Origin of the sequence: Amphritea atlantica (genome assembly GCA_024397875.1) — a bacterium.
Lineage (GTDB): Bacteria > Pseudomonadota > Gammaproteobacteria > Pseudomonadales > Balneatricaceae > Amphritea > Amphritea atlantica_B.
Window position 1 is genome coordinate 1,870,575 of the sequence record CP073344.1, and the last position, 21,665, is coordinate 1,892,239.

Annotated in this window: 18 protein-coding genes; 12 read left to right on the forward strand and 6 right to left on the reverse strand. The window is 48.8% G+C overall.

Features of this window, described 5'->3' with window-relative positions:
• The first annotated feature begins 118 nt into the window (after window positions 1-118).
• From bktB to KDX31_08515, 5 genes are all read left to right on the forward strand, one after another.
• Window positions 119-1,303 carry a beta-ketothiolase BktB gene (gene bktB, locus KDX31_08495; GenBank protein ID UTW05021.1) on the forward strand — a complete coding sequence of 395 codons (1,185 nt, stop codon included), beginning with the start codon at window positions 119-121 and terminating at the stop codon, window positions 1,301-1,303.
• Window positions 1,304-1,501: 198 nt separating this feature from the next.
• Window positions 1,502-3,631 (forward strand): fatty acid oxidation complex subunit alpha FadB, encoded by a 2,130-nt coding sequence (fadB, locus tag KDX31_08500; protein ID UTW05022.1) that lies wholly within the window; start codon window positions 1,502-1,504, stop codon window positions 3,629-3,631.
• A 214-nt stretch (window positions 3,632-3,845) separates the two neighbouring features.
• Window positions 3,846-4,520, forward strand: a complete 675-nt coding sequence (locus KDX31_08505) for a glutathione S-transferase (GenBank protein ID UTW05023.1) — start codon at window positions 3,846-3,848, stop codon at window positions 4,518-4,520.
• Between the two features lie 730 nt (window positions 4,521-5,250).
• Complete coding sequence (locus KDX31_08510; GenBank protein UTW05024.1) at window positions 5,251-5,664, forward strand: universal stress protein; 414 nt, start codon at window positions 5,251-5,253, stop codon at window positions 5,662-5,664.
• A gap of 39 nt (window positions 5,665-5,703) precedes the next feature.
• Window positions 5,704-7,323: a BCCT family transporter gene (locus KDX31_08515; protein ID UTW05025.1), complete on the forward strand. Its 1,620-nt coding sequence runs from the start codon at window positions 5,704-5,706 to the stop codon at window positions 7,321-7,323.
• Window positions 7,324-7,412: 89 nt separating this feature from the next.
• On the opposite strand, the gene KDX31_08520 is transcribed toward KDX31_08515, so the two are convergent.
• From KDX31_08520 to umuD, 5 genes are all read right to left on the reverse strand, one after another.
• A complete protein-coding gene (locus KDX31_08520; GenBank protein ID UTW05026.1) occupies window positions 7,413-7,829 on the reverse strand; it encodes an EVE domain-containing protein in 417 nt (138 codons plus the stop codon).
• Entirely contained in the window at window positions 7,826-8,197 is a 372-nt protein-coding gene (locus KDX31_08525) for a VOC family protein (GenBank protein UTW05027.1), read from the reverse strand. The genes KDX31_08520 and KDX31_08525 overlap by 4 nt, the downstream gene beginning before the upstream one ends.
• Before the next feature lie 166 nt (window positions 8,198-8,363).
• Window positions 8,364-9,053 (reverse strand): YafY family transcriptional regulator, encoded by a 690-nt coding sequence (locus KDX31_08530; protein ID UTW05028.1) that lies wholly within the window; start codon window positions 9,051-9,053, stop codon window positions 8,364-8,366.
• Between the two features lie 238 nt (window positions 9,054-9,291).
• On the reverse strand, window positions 9,292-10,554 hold the full coding sequence (gene umuC / locus KDX31_08535) for a translesion error-prone DNA polymerase V subunit UmuC (GenBank protein UTW05029.1): 1,263 nt from the start codon (window positions 10,552-10,554) through the stop codon (window positions 9,292-9,294).
• Between the two features lie 8 nt (window positions 10,555-10,562).
• The gene (gene umuD, locus KDX31_08540) at window positions 10,563-11,000 is read right to left on the reverse strand and encodes a translesion error-prone DNA polymerase V autoproteolytic subunit (GenBank protein UTW05030.1); all 438 of its coding nucleotides are present in this window, start codon (window positions 10,998-11,000) and stop codon (window positions 10,563-10,565) included.
• Window positions 11,001-11,238: 238 nt separating this feature from the next.
• On the opposite strand from umuD, the gene KDX31_08545 reads away from it, so the two are divergent.
• The 5 genes from KDX31_08545 (at window position 11,239) to KDX31_08565 (ending at window position 17,472) form a co-directional block, all read left to right on the forward strand.
• Entirely contained in the window at window positions 11,239-12,222 is a 984-nt protein-coding gene (locus KDX31_08545; GenBank protein ID UTW05031.1) for an NAD-dependent epimerase/dehydratase family protein, read from the forward strand.
• Complete coding sequence (locus KDX31_08550; GenBank protein UTW05032.1) at window positions 12,216-13,151, forward strand: glycosyltransferase; 936 nt, start codon at window positions 12,216-12,218, stop codon at window positions 13,149-13,151. Before KDX31_08545 ends, KDX31_08550 begins: the two co-directional genes overlap by 7 nt.
• Before the next feature lie 595 nt (window positions 13,152-13,746).
• Complete coding sequence (locus tag KDX31_08555) at window positions 13,747-14,589, forward strand: hypothetical protein (GenBank protein UTW05033.1); 843 nt, start codon at window positions 13,747-13,749, stop codon at window positions 14,587-14,589.
• A gap of 744 nt (window positions 14,590-15,333) precedes the next feature.
• The gene (locus KDX31_08560; GenBank protein UTW05034.1) at window positions 15,334-16,242 is read left to right on the forward strand and encodes a transferrin-binding protein-like solute binding protein; all 909 of its coding nucleotides are present in this window, start codon (window positions 15,334-15,336) and stop codon (window positions 16,240-16,242) included.
• Between the two features lie 75 nt (window positions 16,243-16,317).
• A complete protein-coding gene (locus KDX31_08565; GenBank protein UTW05035.1) occupies window positions 16,318-17,472 on the forward strand; it encodes a DUF560 domain-containing protein in 1,155 nt (384 codons plus the stop codon).
• Window positions 17,473-18,020: 548 nt separating this feature from the next.
• On the opposite strand, the gene KDX31_08570 is transcribed toward KDX31_08565, so the two are convergent.
• Window positions 18,021-19,180 (reverse strand): IS3 family transposase gene (locus KDX31_08570; GenBank protein ID UTW05036.1). Its coding sequence is split into 2 segments (ribosomal slippage): window positions 18,021-18,916 and window positions 18,916-19,180, totalling 1,161 coding nucleotides; the frame shifts between segments, so codons are not numbered across the junction.
• 580 nt (window positions 19,181-19,760) lie between these two features.
• Here KDX31_08570 and KDX31_08575 point away from each other — a divergent pair.
• Entirely contained in the window at window positions 19,761-20,609 is an 849-nt protein-coding gene (locus tag KDX31_08575; protein ID UTW05037.1) for a DMT family transporter, read from the forward strand.
• A 138-nt stretch (window positions 20,610-20,747) separates the two neighbouring features.
• On the forward strand, window positions 20,748-21,659 hold the full coding sequence (locus KDX31_08580) for a dienelactone hydrolase family protein (protein UTW05038.1): 912 nt from the start codon (window positions 20,748-20,750) through the stop codon (window positions 21,657-21,659).
• Window positions 21,660-21,665: the final 6 nt, after the last annotated feature.

The following is a 21,665-nucleotide window of genomic DNA, read 5'->3' on the forward strand; positions in this document are numbered from 1 at the left end:
TGTCCTGCTTGTCTTTTAGATGGAAAATTAGTGCAGTCAGGTGTGTTTGTCAGACAAAAGCGCCCTTGAGAAAAATGCCTCGCTGGCCGGTTGTGGCCGCTAAATAAGAGAGAATCCTATGCAAAAGCGTGAAGTGGTTGTGGTTAGCGGTGTACGTACCGCAATCGGTGGTTATGGTGGTAGTTTGAAGGGGCACAAGCCCAGTGAGTTAGCCGGAGCGCTGGTGGCGGAGGCGGTTAAGCGTGCTGGGATTTCCCCTGAGTCGGTAGGTCAGAGTGTGTTTGGCAATGTGATTCACTCAGAACCTGCTGATATGTACTTGGGGCGTGTTGCTGCGATTAAAGGAGGTCTGGCAGAATCCACTCCGTCACTGACTCTGAACCGCCTGTGCGGTAGCGGCCTGCAAGCGATTCTGAGCGCGGCCCAGCAGATCGAATTGGGCATCTGCGATACTGTTGTTGCCGGCGGCGCGGAATCGATGAGCCGGGCACCCTATCATCTGCCAACCGCACGCTTTGGTCAGCGTATGGGCGATGGGCAGATGGTGGATCCGATGGTCGCTGCTCTGCATTGTCCCTTCAATCATATCCATATGGGAATTACAGCGGAGAACGTGGCAGAAAAATACGGTATCAGTCGTGAGCAGCAGGATGAATTGGCTGTTCTGAGCCACATTCGTGCCCAGCATGCAATCGAACAGGGATATTTTAAACAGCAGATTATGCCTGTCGAACTGAAAAGTCGAAAAGGAGTTCTGCTGTTTGATACTGATGAACATGTGCGTATGAACTGCACAGTTGAAGAGATGGAAGCGCTTCGCCCGGTGTTCAAAAAAGATGGGACGGTGACCGCCGGTAATGCCTCAGGTCTTAATGATGCAGCTGCAGCCGTGGTGATGATGGACCGTGAAAAGGCTGAGACCGAAGGACGCCAAATAATGGGTCGGCTGGTCGATTACACTGTAGTAGGCGTTGATCCGAAAATTATGGGTATCGGTCCGGTACCTGCAATTCGGCAAATTCTGGAACGCAATAACCTGACGCCAAATGATATTGATGTGTACGAAGTGAATGAAGCCTTTGCATCTCAGGCCTTAGCGGTTGCGCAGCAATTAGAACTGCCGCGTGATCGGCTGAATCCCAATGGCAGTGGAATCTCTCTGGGTCATCCGATTGGCGCCACGGGTGCAGTTATCACTGTGAAAGCGCTATATGAGCTGAGTCGGACCAAAGGTCGCTATGCGGTTGTCAGCCTTTGTATCGGCGGCGGGCAGGGCATTGCCGCTCTGTTTGAGCGTACCTGATCAGCGACTACCTGCATGCACAACAGCCGTTTTTGACGAAGGTTTCTTTCTCAAATTCTTTGATTTGTGCGAGTTGCAGGTGGTTCTCATTATTTTCTGTTGTCGTTCCTCTGTTGTTACTGATATCTGGCCTGCGCTTCTGCTGGAGGTATAAGCCTGTGAATGGTGGTGCAGCAGTTTAAAAAGTTGGGGTATTTTATGTATCAAGGCAAGGCTTTATGCCTGAAGAAACTGGATTCAGGGCTGATTGAACTGGAGCTGGATCTTAAAGAATCATCCGTCAATATACTGAATCAACAAGCGCTGAGTGAACTGGCTGAAGCGATGGCTGTGCTCAAAAGCACGCCCGATGTTAAGGGGTTGCTGATTTGTAGCGCTAAGCCTGCATTTGTTGTGGGTGCGGACATCAGTGAATTTGCAAGCAACTTCAGCATGCCGGATAAGCAATTAACAGCCTGGATCGGCAAGACAAATAGTTTGTTCTGCGAGCTGGAGAGCCTGCCATACCCCACGGTTGTGGCAATTAACGGAATGGCGCTGGGGGGGGGGGGTGAACTTGCCCTCGCCGCCGATTTTCGGATAATTGCTGATAACGCGAAACTTGGGTTTCCTGAGGTCAGTCTGGGGCTGTGTCCGGGCTGGGGCGGCACCGTGCGGCTAAGTCGTCTGATTGGTGCTTCTGGCGCGCTGGACTGGTCCGTTCGCGGACAGCCCCAGAGCGCAGCAGAATCAAAGTCAGCAGGAGCGGTGGATCTGATTGTCAGCTCCGATCACTTACGTGAGGAGGCGCTGGTGTTTTTAAATCGAGCCATCAGCGGTGAAGTTTGTTACGCCACAAACAGAGCACGTAAATCAAAAGCACGTGGTGATGCGGAAGATGTTGAACAGCTTAAGCAGCACTACTGTCGACAGCTGAGCCCTTTTTATCCCGCTGCAGAGAATATTATTGAAACCGTCAGCCTGCATTCTTATCTGCCATTTGAGAGCGCATTAAGGGTAGAGACCGCCTGTTTTGTAAAACTGGCTAAAAGCGATACTGCCAGTAGTCTGGTGGGGTTATTCCTGAATAATGGTCTGCTGAAAAAGCAGGCCGGCTTATGGTTAAAGCAAGCCCGCCCTGTGGCGCAAAGTGCAGTGCTGGGGGCCGGTATTATGGGCGGCGGTGTTGCCTATCAGTCTGCCTCCAGAGGAACGCCTATCATCATGAAAGATATCAATGATGAGGCGCTGGCACTGGGCATTAAAACAGCGACAAAGCTGCTGGATAAGCAGGTTGAAAAAAGCCGTCTGGATGAGGCCGGTAAAACCAAGGTGCTGAATGCCATAAATCCTGTGTTGGATTATGACAGTTTTAACACTGCCGATCTGGTGGTTGAAGCGGTTGTTGAAAACCCTGCAGTTAAAGCCTCGGTTCTGGCTGATGTCGAGCATCAGGTCCCAGAGCATGCGGTACTGGCGTCGAATACGTCGACTATCTCTATCAATCTGCTGGCCGGGAATCTGCAGCGCCCTGAACAGTTCTGCGGTATGCATTTCTTTAATCCTGTGCATCTGATGCCGCTGGTCGAAGTCATCAGAGGGAGCAAGACCAGTGATGAGACCATTGCGACCACCGTTGCCTATGCTGTGGCGATGGGTAAAACCCCGATTGTGGTCAATGATTGTCCTGGATTCCTGGTGAACCGAATTCTGTTTCCTTATTTCAATGGCTTTAACCGGTTGTTGAAAGACGGGATTGATTTTAAGCGCATTGACCGGGTAATGGAGCAGTTTGGCTGGCCTATGGGGCCCGCCTATCTGGCCGACGTGGTAGGCATCGATACTATGGTGCATGCGGATACCGTTATGCAACAGGGTTTTCCAGAGCGTATGCAGCATGATGGCGAGTCGATTATTGAGCTGTTGCTGGCTGACGGCTGCCTGGGGCAGAAAAATGGTCAGGGCTTTTATCAGTACGGGGTTGATGAAAAGGGTCAGCGCTATAAAGAGGTTTCCGGACACGCGGTTGAGCTGATTGCTGCGCAAGTGAACGATGCCGTAACGCTGACAGATCAGGAGATCATTGATCGAATGATGATTCCGCTGTGTACTGAAGCTGTACGCTGCCTGGAAGACGGTATTGTTGAAACTCCGGCAGAAGTTGATATGGGGCTGATTCTCGGGCTTGGTTTCCCCCGCTTCAGAGGGGGTCCGCTACGCTATATCGATACTGTTGGGCTTGATCACTTTGCCGCAATAGCCGGGCAGCACAGCGACCAGGGAGGCTTGTACCAGTTAACAGAAGGTTTCATCGCCCGACAGCAGGCTGGTGAGAAATATTTCGCCTGATCGACGTTATCTCCCATATCTGATGAGATGAGCAAAAAGGCAGCCCAGGCTGCCTTTTTTGTTCTGGCCGGAGGCGGATTAAAGCGAGCGTAAACACTGCCTCTGGCTATATTACTCTCGTGCCAGTATAAACCGGGGCCACAATCACACGTTTTTAGCTGAGTTAAATGCACGAAAAACGTAACATTTTCGTCATCTGCGGTACACTACCGCCATGACATCTGACCATCCTATTCTTTACTCTTTCCGACGCTGCCCCTATGCGATTCGTGCCCGGCTGGCCATCGCCCGTAGCGGGCTGTCAGTCGAGCTGCGGGTGGTGGTGTTAAAAGATAAGCCTGCAGAAATGCTCAAGGCTTCGCCAAAAGGTACTGTTCCGGTTTTAGTGCTGCCTGCTTCGACTGAAAAAGAGGGACGGGTGATCGATGAGAGCCGGGATATTATGCGCTGGGCATTGCGGCAAAATGATCCGGACAACTGGCTTTGCAGTGATGATCCCGGTCTGTTGTGGCAGGCGGAGGCCTTAATCCAGGAGAATGACTTTGTCTTTAAGCAGCATCTGGATCGCTACAAGTACTTTGAGCGATACCCTGATCGGCCGCAAAGCAATTACCGGGAACAATGTGAAGTGACGCTGATAAAACTTGAGCGCCTGCTGGAACAGCACCGTTACCTTGTGGGTGAGTCGTGCAGTATTGCAGACATTGCTATCTTTCCCTTTATCCGACAGTTCGCCCATGTGGATCGGGAGTGGTTCTATAGGGCGCCTTATCCTGCTTTACAACGCTGGCTGGATCAGCATCTGAACGCTGAGTTGTTCCTGAACGTAATGAAGAAGTATCCCCCGTGGCAACCGGGTAGTCAGGTTATAATGTTCCCTTCAGATTAAATACGCCACTTCTTGTTGTGTTCGCATGCTGGCTCCGGGTTGACCCATATTAGTCATAGCGAGCACACATGCGCCTGATCTGCGAAGGGAAGGTGTCTTATCACCACACCCGATTCTGCTAATCATCTGTGAAGAGGCACGTCCCTGCTTCTATAACGAAGATATTTACCAGGCTGTGACAGCCTCTAAAGCACTCTATATCTTTCCGAAGCCAATCATGTCGATCGGTATGACCGAACCTAAGTAATCGCCTTCGACACGCGGAAGAGTCTCTCTTCACCTGTTTGTTTCTGCAGCTGGGGGCCTCAGCGGTGCTCTCCATGGCGCTATGATTTGTCTACCTGTCGATCATCTTTGTCCGGGACTTATAACGTAAGGTTATGTGAAGTCAGGCAAAAGCGGCGTTTGACGGAGTGGGGGATGCCAACTAGGGTAATACTCACGGGGTATTTTAATCTTTACCTACTTTTTATTGTTTAAAACGGCGTAGGTTCACATTCAATATAACAGCAGCGGTTATCTTCCTTACCCCGAAGATTATTGCTGAGCAAACCCCAGAAAGAAAGGAAGGAAAGATCAAACACAATTAAAGGATATAAGGGTGTAGCCAGTGGACACTAAAGCCCAATGAGGTATCCATAAATTGCGTCTCCTATTTGTTGACGCGCTATAGCAATAATAAAACGGATACAACATCACCCATATAATTAAACTAAACAGGGGAAATTCAATGTATTCAGATATTATGGTCCCGGTCAGCCTGGCCCATATCGATCAGATAGATAAGGCGTTAAAGGTTGCTGCGGATCTCGCCAGGCACTATGGAGCCAAGGTGCACTACGTTGGTGTAACCACCACTCTGCCGAGCGAAATAGCCCACAACGCGGACCAGTTTGCCGAGAAACTCAAGGCGTTCGCCGACGGACAGGCATCCGCCAACAGCATCAGTGTCGAACCTCACACGCTCATTTCTCACGACCCAACAGCCGATCTCGATTCCGTACTGGAACACGCCGAAAAAACCATCGGTGCTGATCTGGTCGTGGTGGCGTCACACTTGCCGGGTTTTACCGACCACCTGACGGGATCACACGGCAGCCATCTGGCGTCTCACTCGAATATTTCTGTTCTGGTTGTCAGGTAATGCGAGCTAAGCACTATGAATTCGGGAGAATAAACGACTATGTCATCTGAACCGCACACTCCTTCAGCATCATCCTCTGAAATAAATACCGATTACCAAATCGGTCAGGACAACATCCAACCCAGCATCGGCCCCCTCAAGGTCGATATTCACGACCCCGTATTTGGTATGACGGCCGGCTCGGTTATCGCTCTGGTACTGTTCTGTCTCATATTCGACGAAATAGCGGCCGATGCTTTCGGTGCACTACGTCCCTGGCTAACGACTCAGTTTGACTGGGTATTCGCCATCAGCATGAATATCTTCGTGATCTTCTGCCTGTATCTTGTAGTATCGCCGTTGGGCAAGATAAAGATCGGTGGCAAGAACGCCACCCCTGAATACTCCTATCCCGCCTGGTTTTCCATGCTGTTTGCCGCTGGTATGGGTATCGGTCTGGTGTTCTACGGTGTATTAGAGCCGCTGAACCACTCGCTGACCCCCTCTTTTAATCAACCCGGCATTCTGGATGCCAGCGGTAACCTCGCAGACGCGGCAACGGTCGATGCCGCGATCAAGCTGGGTATGGCTTCAACCATCTTCCACTGGGGCCTGCACCCCTGGGCATGCTACAGCGTTGTCGCCCTCGCTCTGGGTATTTTCGCCTACAACAAGGGACTACCGCTGACAATCCGCTCCGCTTTCTACCCGATTCTGGGAGAGCGCGTCTGGGGCTGGCCGGGCCACCTGCTGGATTCTCTGGCGGCGCTGGCGACACTGGCGGGCCTGGCGACATCGCTCGGCTATGGTTCGTCGCAGGCGGCAGCGGGTTTGAACTACGTGTTCGGCATTGAAGCAACCATTGAACTTCAGGTCACGATCATTATTGTGGTCACCGGGTTAGCGGTCATTTCCGTCGTTCGCGGCCTGGATGGTGGTGTAAAACTGCTGTCCGAGGCTAATATGCTGTTGGCGCTCGCGCTGTTCCTGTTTGTGCTGATCTTCGGTGCCACCTCCGGTATCCTGGAGGCCTTTGCCGAAGGCCTGATCGCCTACGGTGTCAACCTGCCTGCGCTGTCCAACTGGGTCGGTCGTGAAGATGGCTACTACTTCCACGGCTGGACCACCTTTTATTGGGCTTGGTGGATCGCCTGGTCACCATTCGTGGGTATGTTTATCGCACGTGTATCCCTCGGTCGCTCCGTACGTGAGTTCATTCTCTGCGTGCTGATAATACCGACGCTTGCCTGTGTTATGTGGATGGCCGTCTTCGGCGGCACCGCGATAAGCCAGTTGGTCAACGACAACTACACCGGTGTGCAACAGACCATCGCCAACTGGACTCCTGAACTGTCATTGTTCACCATGCTGGAACTGTTACCGATCCCTCAAATCACTTCAGTCCTTGGTGTCGTGCTGGTGCTGGTGTTCTTCATTACGTCCTCCGACTCCGGTTCACTGGTTGTCGATACCATTTGTGCCGGTGGTAAGATCGATGCACCGATGCCTCAGCGTGTTTTCTGGGCCTGTTTCGAGGGCCTGATTGCTATCGCACTGCTGCTGGGTGGTGGTCTGGGATCACTGCAGGCGCTGGCGATCGCTACCGGTTTCCCATTCGCAATTGTGACCGTTGCGATGTGCTACTGCATCTGGAAGGGGCTGCGTACCGAACCCGCCTGATGATCGTTTGACAGGATCGATGGAATCGCCCCGGCTGACTCTCCGTCAGCCGGGAACCGGGGGTGATTCCCGATCCTATGGTGTTAATGTTAACGGACCATAGCAGCATAGATAAGCTTTAAATCCTGTTCGCTGATCTGTAACAGACCAAACCGAAACCGGTAGCCCCAGTGCTTTTTACCTGCCGATAATTCCAACTGATCCAGCAGCGGCACAATGGCAACCTCGCGGGTATCAAACCAGCAGACATTCCGTCGGAAGGGCTGAAATCCATCGTCTAAATCAACCTGATAAGGCTCTCCCGGCTTAACACATCCAAGGCCGGTAAATGCCTGCAGTCGGACTTTATCGCCCTGAGTCTCCACAGGAGAGTAATAAACCACAGAATCCCCCGGGCTGATCCGTTTCAGCGGAGCTGCCTTGCCATGGCAAACCTGCATAAAACCTGCAGACTTGCCTATTCTGACATGGTCTGCTGAAGCAACAGCAATCCAGTGACGTTTCATGATGCGGCAGGGGAAAAGACCCTGAGTCGATTGCCATCAGGGTCCAGTGCGACGAAGGTATAGCCGAACTCCATTGCCGTTGGTTCCTGTATCATCGTTAATCCTCGATCTTTCCAGTCACTGTAGGTGTTACCAACGTCTGTCATGTCAGGCAGTGGAAAGGCGATCTCTCCGCTGACGCCGAGTGATTCTATGGCGGGTTGTACGTCCTGTTGCTGCCACAGGCCGAACTTCATGCCACTATCCAGAACAAACAAGGCAAAATGAGGTGAGTTTTCTACCGGAGATTTTTCCAGCAGAGCGCTATAAAACTCAACACTGCGGGATGGGTTTTCTACATATAAGATAATAAAGTTGCTATCTGGCATGACGATATCCTTGTGTAATTAAGCAGAGAGAGTGTCTTTTGACTCCCGACATCTGCAGAATACCGAAGGCTACTGTCAGTTTTTGTCAGCAGCGTTCTGGTGCAGATACTTTTTTCTAACGAGTTTTTATGATGAGCTTAATGTGGCGGAGCTCTTTATACAGAGCTTACTGTGAAGGGATGTTTTCTGCTTTACGCCACTCACTGAGTAACTGCCGGCGACGCCGGGGATAGTGTTCTTCACTCAGCTCCAGCTGTAAAATTCTATCGGTACGGAAATGACGAAAGCCCTGACGCAACTCGCACCATCCGGCTAACACGCGAAGGTTATCGAAATAACCCAGAGCAAATGGCCAGATCGTCCGGGTTGATTCCTGCTCTTTAAGATCCAGGTAGCGAATAGTGATCTTGTGCTCCCCGCGGATCGCCTGGCGAATCTGCGGAAATTCAGCAGATTCTGTAGTCTGTTCTTTTGACGGACCAATAAACAGCGTATTTTCATCCAGCGCGTTTTTCAGATCCTTTGGCAGTACCGAGGCGATCTTCACAAGAGCACTCTGGGCACTTTCACTCAGCTCTGAATCAGTGCGACTTGCCACCCAGCGGGAGCCTAATACCAACGCCTCTAACTCCTCCTCTGTGAACATCAGGGGAGGGAGCATAAAGCCAGGCTTGAGCACATAACCCAGCCCCGGTTCACCCTCTATGCTGGCACCCTGTTCCTGTAAGCTGGCGATATCGCGATAGAGTGTCCGCAGGCTGATTCCCAGCGTTTCAGCCAGCCGATAACCGGGTGCCGGATAGCGATAACTACGCAACAGATGGATCAGTTTTAGTAAGCGTTGAGAGCGTGACAACGGTTTAATTCCATGCAAAAACAGAGGTTCTCAGTATAGCGATATACTGACAAAAAATGACAGTGTAGGTTTTATTACGTGCTTTAGTATGGTTTAAGAAATGCTGAAAGAGAGGCAGATGCACACCCGTTATCGTGACACATAAATCTCTAAAAAACATCAAATAACATAATTAATCTATTGTTTTTAAACAGTTATACTTTGTTTATTTATTGTATCCAACTGTTCAGATCATACGCTAAGCCCTGACGACTGGCAGCTGATCCCAGCGTGTTGTGTAGGCAGGTGACAGCCGGTTGCGCTGCATCTGCCAGCCACTGCTGAGCATCTCGCTGGCAAAACGAACCTGACCACGGCCACTCCGGTTAATATTGTCGACAGCCTGCATTAGCCGCATCGCCGCAGGTGATTCCGGCGCATCAAACAGCGTCGGCTGAAAGCTGCCTGACGGGTACAGATCCGATAGCATAATACCCGCTTTCATATAGCGGAAACCCGGTTTCCAGATCGACTGCAGCAGGGCGTGTGCGGTTGCACTCAGGAGACGCGAATCCGCACTGGGGATACTCAGCATCCGACTGGCGCTGTGACTGTAAAACGTTTCCAACTGACTGTGAGGATTGGTGCGGATAAACACCGTAACGACTCTGGCCAGACCGCCCTGTTGCCGCAGTTTTTCCGCGGCCCGGCTGCAGTATTGAGCGATCGCTGAACGCATATCCCTGTATTCGGTAATGCGGCGGGCAAATGAGCGGCTACAAAGGATCTGTTGACGGGGGGGCGGACACTCTTCCAGTGCCATACAGGGCTGACCATTCAGCTCTCGCACAGTACGCTCCAGCGTGACAGAGTAGTGACTGCGTATCCAGGCAGCATCACAATCCGCCAGCGCCAGTGCGCTGCTGACCCCTTGCTGATTTAATCGCCGCGACAGGCGACGCCCAACCCCCCAGACCTCCTGCACCGGCAACAGGCCAAGTAAGCGGCGCTGACGTAGCGGATCGCTCAGGTCGACCACTCCCCGAGTGGCCGGATACTGCTTGGCCGCATGATTGGCCAGTTTCGCCAGGGTTTTGGTCGGGGCAATACCCACCGAAACATGGATGCCGGTATATTGATAGACCCGCTGCTTCAATTGCAGCCCATACTCCACCAGCGGAAAATTAGTTTCAAGCCCGTTCAGGTCCAGAAACGCTTCATCAATAGAATAGACCTCAATGGCAGGAGCCTGTTGCTCCAGAACGGTCATTACCCGGGCGGATATATCACCATAGAGGGCATAGTTGGAGGAAAATACCGCAATATTTTCCCGATCGATCTGCTCCTGAACCTGAAACAGCGGTACCGCCATTTTAATGCCCAGTCGTTTGGCTTCGGCGCTACGGGCCACCACACAACCATCGTTGTTGGACAGTACCACAATAGGGCGCCCCTGCAGATCAGGCCGGAACAGCCGCTCACAGCTGGCGTAAAAATTATTGCAATCCACCAGGGCGTACACCGGGCGACTCAGCCGCGCTGCCGTACGGAGTGGATAACGGTAGTGACAACGCCAAACAATTCAAGAGTGCTGTCCGGGCCAAACAGGATCGGGGCATAGGCAGGATTATGCGCCAGTAACTGCAGTGCAGGGCGGGTGCGCAGCTCTTTGACAGTAAACTCTCCGTTTACGCAGGCGATCACTACGTCGCCATCCACCGCCTTCAGCGAGCGATCAACCACCAGAATGTCACCGGAAAAGATACCGACCCCCAGCATCGAATCGCCCTCGGCGCGGACAAAATAGGTTGCGGCTGGGTGTTGAATGCATAACTCATTCAGATCCAGAGTCCGTTCAATATAGTCCTGTGCCGGTGAGGGAAAGCCAGCGGGGACAGCGTTCATAAACAACGGTAGCGCAACCGATGCAGAGGGAGGCAGATAACGCCCCAGTAATGTAATAGGCATAGTAACAAAAAACACTCTACTGTATATATAAACAGTATAGTAGTGATGGAACGTCACTGAGTAAAGTGAATCATGCCCTCTGAGCTAAAGATACATAATATGTATTATGTATCTTTTGTATCAACCTCAGTCAAACTTTGTTGGTGAAACAGAATCGACAGTTTTATGCGGTAGCAGTGCCTTTTAAGAACTATGATAGACTGCTGCTATTTTTGCCGGGCTAAATAAAGAGGGATGTATGCCGAAAGAAAAAATTCTGGTTACCGGAGGAGCTGGCTTTATAGGAAGCAACCTTGTTCGCAATCTAATCTATAACTTTGATTGTGAAATAACCGTGATCGATAATTTATCGTCAGGACGAATGGCGAATATCAGTGATTTTCCAGATATCAACTTTATTGAAGCCGATATCTGTGATTTTGACTTTTCATTGATTAAAAGCCAGGACAAGATCTATCATCTTGCCTGTCTTGCATCCCCGCCCCAGTACCAGAAAAAATCGATACAAACGCTTGATACCTGTTATATAGGTACAAAAAACGTTTTGAATTTTGCCAGAAAGTGTGGCGCATCCCTGTTATTCAGCTCAACATCTGAAATCTATGGTGATCCCTTAGTGCACCCTCAGACTGAGAGTTATTTTGGTAATGTATCCACACTCACCCCCCGCGCTTGCTACGATGAAGGGAAAAGGGTCGCCGAAACCCTATGCTATGAATACAGCGATAGTGTGGAGATTAAAATAGCTCGAATATTTAACACTTATGGCCCAGGCATGTGTCCAGAAGATGGACGAATCATTTCTAATTTCATCAACCAGTCATTAAATGGAGAGCCGTTGACTATTTATGGAGATGGTTCACAAACGCGCTCTCTCTGTTATGTATCAGACACTGTTGATGGCCTGATAAAGTATATGGAGAATGATTGCGGCCCTATTAGTGTAATTAACATCGGTCATGATAATGAACTTACGGTATCCGAAATAGCCCAGGTCATTCAGAGACTGCGCGGACAGCCGAAAGCGATTGAGTACTACCCATTACCTGAAGCCGACCCTAAGCAGCGAAAAGCTGATATCAGTAAAGCTAAAGAATTGCTCGACTGGATGCCATACACCGACCTGGAAAGTGGCTTGCTCAAAACCATTGATTACTTCATGACGCATAAAACCCAAGCGACAGTACCTGTAACATTTACCGGGCATGAAGCGCTATGTTGATATCAGTCCTTATAAATAATTATAACTACGGCCACTTTTTGCCTGAAGCAGTAAATTCGGTGCTATCTCAGACATACACAAACTGGGAACTGATTATTGTCGATGATGGTTCAACCGATGACTCCCATTCAATTATTACAGCGCTTTCAAAACAAGACCGGAGAATAAGCGCAATCATTCAGGAAAACGGAGGGCAGGCTGCAGCCTTTAATGCCGGAGTAAAAAATGCTACGGGAGAGGTTATTGCTTTTCTTGATTCTGATGACTTGTACAAGCCAGATTTTTTACTAAAAATTAGTGAGGTTTACAGCGCCAAACCTGAATGCGATTTCCTTTATACCGGGCTGGAAAAGTTTGGTTTGGAGAAGGAGGCTGTATACCCATTTAGCATGACTGAACTAACTGATTTAGGGTTTAGCAATATGCTGGTATTAGCGAGAGACATTAGTCTTGGTGAGCCGACATCAGCCATGTCCATTAGAGCAAAGGCAGCCCACCAGATCTTTCCTTTGCCGTTTATCAGCGACTGGAAAATTTGCGCCGATAACGCACTATGCCTTGCCAGTTCACTTGCACTGCATCGTAAGTTTTGTCTTCCTGAGCCATTAATGAAATACCGAATTCATGGAAAAAATCATTATGCAGGAGTGCATCAGAGTAGTGATCGGATCTATAAAGACAGAATGATAAGGGAGCGTTTAAAAGCGGAGTATTACCAGCGATTTAAATATGGCAGCAAGCCTCCCATTGGACGAACCTGGGCCGACCAGTTTATAAACGAAGCCGCTACCGGCAATAAGCCATCAATTCTGTTAACGCGCTATGCAGGCGTCTTTAATGATCCTAAGGTTCGCCTGAAACAATCCAATTTAAGCCTGTTTAAGCGCTGGCAGTACAAAAACAAAATTAAGGCTATGATAGTAAAATAGCCTGAGGAAGATGAAATCAAGTCACACGCTTTTAGCGTAACCAGTCCCGGCAGACTGTATCAGCTTTGAAACTGTGACTTTTGATATTCTCTTCCGCCTGAATACTCATTTCAGACTGTTCAGGCGGATTTTCTCCACATACCAAACGGTGTGACTGCCATATTGATGACCTGTCGACCAGCCTTTGCGCTTACAGATATGCATTATTACTACATACGCTTTCTGTCTGTTCGACTACACTCTATAACCCGTATTCATTAGCTGTACTGAAGCCAGCAATAGGCGCTTTAAGCCTGCTGTTCAGTATTGTTTCTGCTGACAGGCCTGATATGGCTGAAGTCAGTGTTTTCCGCAAGCTTCATGTAGATATGGTGAGTTGTGCGCCTTCCCCAAAACCAGGGCTAAACCGATAGTTAAATAAAATGAGATGTTTTCGAAGAACTTGCTCTAGTCTATACACAATCGGCTGACGTCTATTTAGACGCACCGTTGTACAGTCGCTTGGGAAACAAATGCAGGAGATAACGCAGTGATCCAAACCCGGTTTATGGTATGTGTGCGATTATGTCTGATTCTTTTTGCCTGGCTTCTAATTATGGCTGTGGCCCATCACGCATTACACGCTCATTCTCAATTCGTATTGAAGCTCCTTGCTCATCCCATCCTTAAACTATTGGCCGCAGTTGGAGGATTAGCCTTCTTGATTTACTTTATCATTTGGAGCCTGCCGAAGGTTGGGCGACCAGGTTGGAAGGGTTGTTTAACGATTGTGGTCTGGTCGACCTTGATAGTTATAGGGCATGGTGTGACCCATATAGGCGAAAGTAATGCAGAAGCGGTTCTTCATCAACTGCAGCATATGATGGGGACGATTGGATTTATCCTTTTAGCCTGCATATATGCACTGTTTTTAGCCATGCCCTTTGTTGCTGGAGTAGAAATTGGATTATTGATCATGGCCATATTCGGTGAAACAGGGGTATTAGTCGCCTATGTAGGCACTCTGATTGGACTTAGTCTCGCCTATGGTGCGGGAAGACTATTACCTACTTCGCTGCTACAAAAATGGTTACAAAAACTTGGATTGCAGCATAAGATTGAAGACGTCGATGATCTCTTAGAACAGATGGTAAGAGGGGAAACATGGTTATGTCGCTTTGGGGAAGCTCTCCTTCGAAACCGTTATGTAACTCTTGCTGTGTGTTTGAACTTTCCGGGTAATAGCGTGATTGGCGGTGGTGGGGGGCTATCTTTACTTTCGGGAATGAGTAAACGATTAATTTCCTGGCCTTACTTTCTGTTGATGACTGCGATTGCGACTCTCCCTATTCCTCTATTGGTATTATTTGGTTTCCTGAATATTGATAGAGTGGTGGAGCATAGTGGTTGGCTTCATGATTTACTCGATTTTCTTTATAACGGGCTGCCATTAACTTGATCCATGCAACTATGGTGTGCCTTCTAACTGGAGCAATGCACGGAACAGACCTGAGAGAGTATTAAGAGCGGCTCCAGGTCGTCTTTCGACACATTGCTGAAAACCGGCAAGGCACGCTCACACACCACGCCAGTCGCAATGTAACCAATAAAGAAGCGTGCCATGCATGCAACGCTAAGTGCCTAGAACATCGAACTGTGGGCTTCCCAGGCTTTGTTAGTCCCTAAAAAAGTTACATCTTGGTCAGCACTTGGGGGGGGGTATAGCTCTGTAACTGAGCCTCACCGCAGTGGAAAGAATTATCCGAAGAGCTCATCTTCCGACACAGAGCAGCCACCCAGAATACCACTTATCGATGACTTTGGCGCTCGATTGTCCCCTGAAGCACGATGATTCCATACCGACTTCGAGAGGCTTAGCTGTTCATACTTTATAAATTCCAACCCCATCATGATGATTAATTTTATGCTCAATAAAACAGAACAACTGATATATGCCCTGATCAAACACAGTAATTAAGCGTAAATATGGATGTTGAACAAAATCATCAACTATATTTTAAAAGCTGGATAGAGTTTGGGCGTTCGGTAACTTTCAAGCAGTTTTGATTTTGGAGCTTTGCCCGCTACCTAAGTTATAAGCACCATAGAGGGCGTTAAGTTAACGATTTTGGATGCCACTTCACCTGGAAATATGAGCAGTGATAACTCTATTCATGATGCTTTTTAAGTTAGGTGAATGATCATGAAGAAGATATTTAAGCTCGTTTCTATAAGTATGATCTCGACGTCTATGCTACTCACCGGATGCGGAGGAGGTAGCGCATCGGTTAGATCCACGTCTTTCTCATCATTCTCAGCAATTAATCCGCCCGAAGCGATCGCTTTTGCAGGTATGACCAGAGAGGCTGACTATAGTGCACCCGCACCGGCATTTCTTGTAACAAGTGTTAATGATTTAGGGGTGAGTCAGACATCCTCGGCCACTCTTACCTATGGCTCCAGTGGAAGTTTGGACAAAATAACTATCAACACTCCTAATTCAACGGTTACCTGGAACACCGCTGATGGCGATACTATTGATACTTTCTCCGGTGTAATCATAGGTGCTGAAAATTCGGCGGGAACTAATGTCGGTATCGCGATTGATCCCACAGGAATACCAGGCTGGGACTACCAGACTTTTGGTGTTTGGATTACGGGGCTTGATACGGGTTCTGGCAGAGTTGGCACTATGAGTATAGGCTCCCCAACGGCCGGGAGTGCAATCCCCGAAACTGGCACTCCAACTTTTACTGGCTTATCCACGGGAGTTTATGTTGATTCTTCAGGTGAAGGCTACATGGCAATAGGAGAACTGACGGTATTGGCTGATTTCTCTAATCGTAGTTTAGCCTTTGCTACCAGGAACACGGAAAAGATCAGTCTGAACAGTGATATCTCATCAGCTGCCGACAATCTGGATATGATAGGAACGTTGAGATATAGCGCTGGTGTGAACTCGTTCTCAGGTCCCGTAAGTGCCACGGGTCTTACCGGTACTGCTGAAGGTCGTTTCTATGGCCCAAGTGCACAAGAGCTGGGTGGTGTGTTCAGCCTGAGTGCCGACTCAGGTATTGAAAGCTATATTGGAGGATATGGAGCAACACAGTAAAGTCATATGAGCCAAAAACGTAGCATTTGTTTAACCCTCTCGCTATGTCTCACTGCGGGAGGGTCTCTTCATGCTATGGAGAATGACGAATCATCTCAACTAATCGTTAATAACCAAAAATTTGTTGTTCAAGATTCATTGCAAGCTCAATTTATACTAGGGGGCATTGCGCTCAACAACAGGGACTATGAAGCGGCTGTTGCCATTTTCAGTGATCTGCTGCGTAAAACAAACAGCCCGCGCGTGAAGTTGGAGTTAGCCAGAGCCCTTTTTTTGGCTCGCCGCTTCAAACACGCTAAACAAGTATTCCAGGAGGTGCTTTCAGAGCGGAGCATACCCTGGGCTGTAAAGCAGAATGTCAGACTTTACCTCGATGAGATAGATAGCACTTTAGGTTTTGTAAAGTTTGGGTTGTCATTCGTCAGCGATTCAAATCCGCGCAATTTTACTTCTAGCAAAGAGGTAATGATCGCGGGTCAAATATTAAACGTGGTGCCTTTGGAAGATAACCGTGAAATAAGAGGGATTCGCTATAAGATGACCTCCGGCAAGTCTTTCTCTGATGATGGCAGGATGCTGGGGTTCTTTAATCTATCGTTTACTGATTTTGAGCAAAGTCAGTTTGATCTATGGACTGGTGATACTGGTTTTATTTACGCATTCGAGTCATTACCACAGCTGAGAAGCCGCACAGGTTTCGAGTACTCCGAGCAAGGCGGCACTAAGCAATATGATTTCCCATATACCAGCCTACTGTACACCCCAGATCCGGTACAGCAATTCAGATTAAATCATGAGTTCAAAATAGGCAGGTTGGATGTACCCAGCGCCCCCCACCTTAATGCCAATAACTACACACTAACAACAAATTTTACTAGAGCACTTAAAAATGGGGTCTTGGTTAAAGGTGATCTCAGCATTGAAAAATCCCGCGCCAGAGAGGAGCCGTATTCCTATTATGGAGGATCAGTTGGATTTGGGGCTGACCTTCCACTAAATTCGTGGGGCGTTGAACTCTTTGGTTCAGTAGGTAAGCGCTTATACGAGGGGATAGATCCTTTTTTTGGTGCTAAGCGAGATGATACGCGTAAGCGTTATGGCTTGATGGTAAGTAACAAAAATATTCAGTTCTTCAACTTCATGCCTGAAATAGGTGTGATATATGAGCAGAATGATTCTTCTTTAGGTTTCTTCTCTTACGATAAAATTAGCTTTGTTTTTAGCCTTTAAGAATGATGTCCTTTTGGCCGCATTGCTGCACTCCATCTTTGAAATAAAGATAGCGTGTTGCATTGACTCATTGAACCCACAACCATAAGCGGACAATGTTCCCAGCTAGAAGGCACACCATAGCTGCATGGATCAAGTTAATGGCAGCCCGTTATAAAGAAAATCGAATAGGCCAGGAAAGCCAAGGCGATGCTATCACCATTGCCAGTATATTTATTGAGCCATTCCGGAGCACGTGGAGCTGCCGGTTCAGCTATCAAATACATCTCACAAAGTTACAGTGACTATGTTATGTGGCCATTTTTGATGGCGATGATTCATGGCTACTCAATCATTTACAGCTCTGTTTTCGCAGTTCAAATCAAAGCTCATCTGATCTGGTTCTATCACAAGAGCAGGCCTGAAACCCCAATAAATAAAAGCTATTAAGAGTTAAATATTTTTATAGGATACTGATATAAGTATTTGTTTAATGTGCAAAAAACTTAATCATTAGCTCTAAGAAAACAAAAGACCTCAGTGCTTTTTACTATATTAAGATGTACTGGTCAACTCCAACCGGACACCTTTTTTTGTAAATTTTCAAAGTTGACCGGAGATAAACTTCCGTTCGCCGTATGAAGCCTTTCCAGATTGTAATATCTCATGTACTTAACCACATCCTGCCTCATATGCTCTCGCGTTGGCTGGTTAACCTTCAGTATCCAGTCATGCTTTAAGCTACCAAAGAAGCGCTCAACGACTGCATTATCCCAGCAGGCTCCAACGTCACCCATAGATGAACGGAGGCCGTAGCTTTTCAGCAAGCGCCGGTGCTGTTTGCTGGTATATTGTGAACCTCGGTCACTGTGAAAGACCAAGCCCTGTTTCGGCTGACGCAGATTAACTGCTTTCATCAACGCTCTGCAAACCAGGTCAGCACTCATGCGCTTATCAATATGCCAGCCCACAATACGACGTGAGTACAAGTCCATCACGATCGCAAGATACATCCACCCCTCCGCAGTTCTGAGATACGTGATATCGCCAGCCCAAACCTCATTCGGAGCAACCGGGTTAAAATTCTGGTTCAGCAGGTTGTCAGCCACCTGATCGCTATGTCTGCGTTTAGTCGTTACCTTGTAAGCGGTACGCTGCTTAACCTGTAATTTCAGTTTACGCATGAGTGTGCGGGTGCGATAACGTCCAATTCTAAAGCCTTCTTCACGTAGCTTTTTCGCCAGCTCTCGACTGCCCAGGCTCTCTCGGCTAGCCCTAAACAACTCTTTGGCTCTGCGATACAAGTGCAGAGTATCAGCGCTGATGACCTTCGCTGGCCGTTTACACCAGCTGTAATATGCGGAGCTGCTCACTCTCATTACACGGCACAGAACACGTACTGGATAGATCGCGGCTTGGCGCTGAACGAAGCGATACTTTACTTCATTTCTTTTGCGAAGAAGGCTGAAGCCTTTTTTAAAATCTCTTTCTCCATACGCAGCTCTTTATTTTCTTTGCGCAGGCGTTTTAGCTCTTCTCGTTCATCCTCGGCCAGCGTCTGTCCTTGTTGCTGCTCTTCAAACTGCTGTTTCCAGCGATAGAGCATATTGGCCGCAATACCCAGTGATTTAGCAGCTTCAGGCACTGAGTAACCTTGGCCAATGACCAGCGCAACAGCTTCTTCTTTGAACTCTTTCGGGTATTGCTTGTAACTACGTTTCTGTCCCATTCCTACACCTCAATGTTTGACGTTTATAGTCTCTCATTAAAGTGTCCGGTGTCATTAGACCATTACAAGAAGATCTTCTGACGCTATGCAACATTGATAGCAGACACCCGGACAATCAATCATTGTTAACACTTTTTCTGCAGCAGAACTCTCGTTTGTCTGGAGAGGTTTATCTGAAGAGGCCTGTCTGGAGAGTTCGGATGAGAACAATAGTGCGGCGATATCATCGGCGGCCTGATTGCTCTGATCCACACGATCAGGCTATAACTCAGATGCATAAGGGAGGTATTATCAAATCAGTGATAAGCCCATAAACAGACTAAACAGGGTGGAAGAGCTTAATCATTTTTCGTATACATTCTGCGATAGACAATTCGCTGTCTCTATTGAACTTTATTAAGTTACCCCTGTTTTGTAATGGGCCGTTAATTTAGGCTATCACGATATAACTCCCGTAAGACTGGCCTCATCCACTCGATACTCTCATGGCTACACTCATAAACAGCAAGTTAAAATAAGGCGATCCAATTCGGTGATAAACACTCAGGAACATTCTTCAAACTATACCGGGTGCATATTCATGCTCCTGGCAATGGCGGCTTTCTCTCTGGAAGATATGTTCATTAAAAGCGCGGTTGAGGTTGTGCCCCTCGGATATGCAATCCTTGCCTTCGGCCTTGGCGGCGCACTGGTATTCCTCGGCCTGATGCAACTCAAAGGGGAAGCCACCGTGCCGGCGGATGTGCGCAGCAAGGCGATGCTGGTTCGGGTGATCTGTGAAATTATCGGGCGTTCATGTTTTGCGCTTGCCATCATCTTGATGCCGCTCTCCAGCGCATCCGCCATACTCCAGGCGACACCGCTGGTGGTGGTGCTGGGTGCGGCTGTGTATATGAATGAAAAGATCTCTGTATCGCACTGGCTAGCAATCCTGGCGGGCTTTATTGGTGTCTTGATGATTGTGCGCCCGGGCCCGGGCGACTTTAACCCAGCCTCTCTTTTTGCGGTTGCCAGCACTCTGGGCTTTGCCGGCCGCGACCTTGCCACCCGGGCAGCGTCACCCAAACTGTCCAATTATCAATTGGGGTTTTACGGCTTTCTGGTGCTGATCGCCTCAGGCGCTTGCCTGTCACTCACCGAAGACAAAGCGTTTGCAATCGATACTTCTTCCGCTTTGCAGATTGCCGCGGCGATCCTGTTTGGTGTCATTGCATATAACGCGCTGACCATTGCGATGCGCTCCGGCTCGGTCTCGGTGGTTGCCCCATTTCGTTATTCCCGGGTGATCTTCGCACTGATTCTGGGGATCGTTATTTTTGATGAGCAGCCTGACCTGATGACCTTGTCAGGCACCTGCGTGATTGTCAGCAGCGGCATATATATCCTCTATAGCCGTCGCCTGAAACGTGTCATTGCTGACCGCAGCTGACAGGAGGAAGATAAAATTCCTGACAATCGCTCCCAAGGTTTTGTTTTTTCCTGCATAGTCTATATTGCCTAAGCGGCCCTGTGATCTGCGAAAGATGACCGGGAGCCAGAAATACAGGTCATACCATCAGGAGGCAGTATGAATAACCGCAGCGATAAAGACTCTCTTGCTAATATTGATATTCCTCAGGAAGCATTCGACTGGTATGACGAGTATGCCCATGGGGACATTGATCGGCGCACCTTCATCAAGCGACTTGCAACACTGGGCATTGCCGGACTAACCCTGAGCACACTCTCTGGCGTGTTACTGCCTGACTATGCCCTGGCTGAACAGGTGTCGTTCAATGACCCGGATATCAAAGCCCGCTATCTGGAGTTTGACGCACCGACAGGTCATGAAAAAGGGCGGGGGTACCTGGTTGTGCCACAGGGTGTCAGTGCCGAAAAACAGGCACCGGCGGTGCTGGTGGCCCATGAAAATCGCGGTCTGAACCCTTATATCGAAGATGTTGCCCGACGTCTGGCAAAATCCGGCTTTGTTGCGTTTGCCCCTGATGCATTATTCCCACTGGGGGGCTATCCCGGTAATGATGATGACGGTCGGGCGATGCAGAAAACCCTGGAGCGCAGCAAAATAGAGGGTGATTTCGCCGACGCCGCGCGAATGCTGGCGGCATATGAGCTGACAACCGATAAGCTTGGGATGGTTGGCTTCTGCTTTGGCGGCTACCTGACCAACCAGCTGGCCGCCTTGCTGCCGGATATTATTGACGCTGCCGTACCGTTTTACGGCACTCCGCCACATAGTCCTGTTACGAATATTAAAGCCGCGATGCAACTGCATTTTGCCGGTCTGGATAACCGGGTTAATGGTTTCTGGCCAAAATATGAGACGGCGCTAAAAGCGGCACAGATTGATTACACCGCATTCATCTATCCGGATGTAAATCATGGATTTCATAATGATTCTACAGCCCGCTACGATGAAAAAAGCGCCGAACTGGCCTGGAGCCGGACGCTGGCGTTTTTTCATCAACACCTGGGTTAACTGAAT

Coding starts and splice junctions, on each gene's coding strand:
- bktB (UTW05021.1), top strand. CDS start 119: ATGCAAAAGCGTGAAGTGGTTGTGGTTAGCGGTGTACGTACCGCAATC.
- fadB (UTW05022.1), top strand. CDS start 1,502: ATGTATCAAGGCAAGGCTTTATGCCTGAAGAAACTGGATTCAGGGCTG.
- KDX31_08505 (UTW05023.1), top strand. CDS start 3,846: ATGACATCTGACCATCCTATTCTTTACTCTTTCCGACGCTGCCCCTAT.
- KDX31_08510 (UTW05024.1), top strand. CDS start 5,251: ATGTATTCAGATATTATGGTCCCGGTCAGCCTGGCCCATATCGATCAG.
- KDX31_08515 (UTW05025.1), top strand. CDS start 5,704: ATGTCATCTGAACCGCACACTCCTTCAGCATCATCCTCTGAAATAAAT.
- KDX31_08520 (UTW05026.1), bottom strand. CDS start 7,829: ATGAAACGTCACTGGATTGCTGTTGCTTCAGCAGACCATGTCAGAATA.
- KDX31_08525 (UTW05027.1), bottom strand. CDS start 8,197: ATGCCAGATAGCAACTTTATTATCTTATATGTAGAAAACCCATCCCGC.
- umuD (UTW05030.1), bottom strand. CDS start 11,000: ATGCCTATTACATTACTGGGGCGTTATCTGCCTCCCTCTGCATCGGTT.
- KDX31_08545 (UTW05031.1), top strand. CDS start 11,239: ATGCCGAAAGAAAAAATTCTGGTTACCGGAGGAGCTGGCTTTATAGGA.
- KDX31_08550 (UTW05032.1), top strand. CDS start 12,216: ATGTTGATATCAGTCCTTATAAATAATTATAACTACGGCCACTTTTTG.
- KDX31_08555 (UTW05033.1), top strand. CDS start 13,747: ATGGCTGTGGCCCATCACGCATTACACGCTCATTCTCAATTCGTATTG.
- KDX31_08560 (UTW05034.1), top strand. CDS start 15,334: ATGAAGAAGATATTTAAGCTCGTTTCTATAAGTATGATCTCGACGTCT.
- KDX31_08565 (UTW05035.1), top strand. CDS start 16,318: ATGGAGAATGACGAATCATCTCAACTAATCGTTAATAACCAAAAATTT.
- KDX31_08575 (UTW05037.1), top strand. CDS start 19,761: ATGCTCCTGGCAATGGCGGCTTTCTCTCTGGAAGATATGTTCATTAAA.
- KDX31_08580 (UTW05038.1), top strand. CDS start 20,748: ATGAATAACCGCAGCGATAAAGACTCTCTTGCTAATATTGATATTCCT.